Annotated in this window: 1 protein-coding gene; it reads right to left on the reverse strand. The window is 77.5% G+C overall.

What is annotated here, in order from left to right:
* Nucleotides 1–78: 78 nt before the first annotated feature.
* On the reverse strand, nucleotides 79–1,548 hold the full coding sequence (locus tag RKE29_RS29740; protein WP_312008818.1) for an LCP family protein: 1,470 nt from the start codon (nucleotides 1,546–1,548) through the stop codon (nucleotides 79–81).
* Nucleotides 1,549–1,722: the final 174 nt, after the last annotated feature.

Raw genomic sequence — 1,722 nt, forward strand, 5'->3', positions numbered from 1 at the left:
ACGGGTCCGTGCGGGCCGGGCCGGGCGGTACCGCGCGGGCGTCCGCGGCCCGCGCCGCGGGACCGGTACGGGCCGGGGTCAGCCGCCGGTCCCGCGGCACCCGGCCTGGTCCCCGGTCATCACGCCGGGGCCCGCGCCGCCGGTCACCGGCCGGCGCGCCCGGACCGCCCGTACGCCCGCGAAGTCCGTGCCGACCGTCACCCGCATCCGCGGCCCCTGGCCGGCCACCGGGCGCAGCCGGGCGCCGGGCAGGGCCGTCGCCAGGGCGCGCGCCGAACGGTCCCACTTCGGGTCGTACGCGATGACCGTGCGCCGCACTCCGTGCGCCGGCGCTTCGGCGGGCGCGCCGGTGACGGCGAAGCCGGTGGCGCGCAGCGCGCGGTCCACGCGCCGGCCGAGGCCGGCCTGACCGGTGCCGTTGTAGACCTGCACGCCCACCTGGGCGGGGGGTACGGCCACGGCGGGCACGCCGTGCCGCGTGTCCTTGGGGCGCGGCGGGGCCAGCGGGCGGTCCTCGCGGACGGCCTGGAACAGCCGGGCCGCCTTCGGCCGGTCCCAGGCGACCGTCGAACCGAGCCCCTTCACCACCTGCGCCGGGTCCCTGACCGGCACCGAGACGAACTCCGACGACGCGGGCGTGAAGCCGCGCAGCCCCCGGCCCAGGCCGATCATGTCGGCCGCGTCGAAGTCCCGGTCGGCGCGGACCGAGCCGAGCAGCGCGGAGGTGACCCGGTGCAGCCTGACCGGGTTCAGCAGCATGCCGCTGTCGGTGGCCTTACGGATGACGGCGGCCAGGAAGTACTGCTGACGGCGCATCCGGCCCAGGTCGGCCGCGCCGTCGACGTGCCGGGAGCGCACGTACTGCAGCGCCTCGCCGCCGCCCAGCGTGTTCCGGCCGGCCGGCAGGTCGAGCCCGGTGTACACGTCCCGCAGCGGCCTGCGGGTGCACACCTCCACCCCGCCCACCGCGTCGACGGTCTTCATGAAGCTGGTGAAGTCGACCTCCAGGTAGTGGTCGATGTGCACGCCGGTCATCCGCTCGACGGTGCGCACCGTCAGGCTCGGGCCGCCCTCGGCGTACGCGGCGTTGAGCTTGCCCGGGTGCGCCGGGCGCCGCACTCCGGTGATCGGGTTGGTGTAGACCGGCACCCGCACGTAGGAGTCGCGCGGCAGGCTGATCACGCTGGCCCGGTCCCGTTTGGCCGACAGGTGCACCAGCATGACGGTGTCCGTGCAGTGGCAGGGCGCGCCGCCCAGCTTGTACCGCTCCTTCAGGTCGGGCGTGATCGCGTCCCGGCCGTCCGTACCCACCAGCAGGAACGTTACGCCGCCGCCCCCGGCGCGCGGCCGGTCGTCCAGCCCGTCGAAGGCGTCGACCCGGTGGATGCCGGACTCCAGGCTGGTGACGACGCCATGCCCGAGGCCGCCCGCCGCCAGCACCAGGCCTGCGGTGACGGCCGCCAGCCGCAGGCCCCAGCGCCGGCGGCGGGGCCGGGGGCCCGGCCGCGCGGCGGAGTCGTCCAGCAGGGGCTCGTCTTCTGCGGGCACGTGGTCTCAAACCTCCCGGTCGGACCTGGCGGTGGCGGTGGGACCGCCGTCACCGTACGTCCATACGATGAGCGGCGCGGTCGCCCCACGCCGCGACGGGCCCGCTGCCACCCGCGTGGCGGCAGGGCGGCGCGGCACTCCCGGCCGCGCCCGCGGGCCGCGGCGCTCCCGGCC

Origin of the sequence: Streptomyces sp. B1866, from assembly GCF_031932565.1 — a bacterium.
GTDB lineage: Bacteria > Actinomycetota > Actinomycetes > Streptomycetales > Streptomycetaceae > Streptomyces.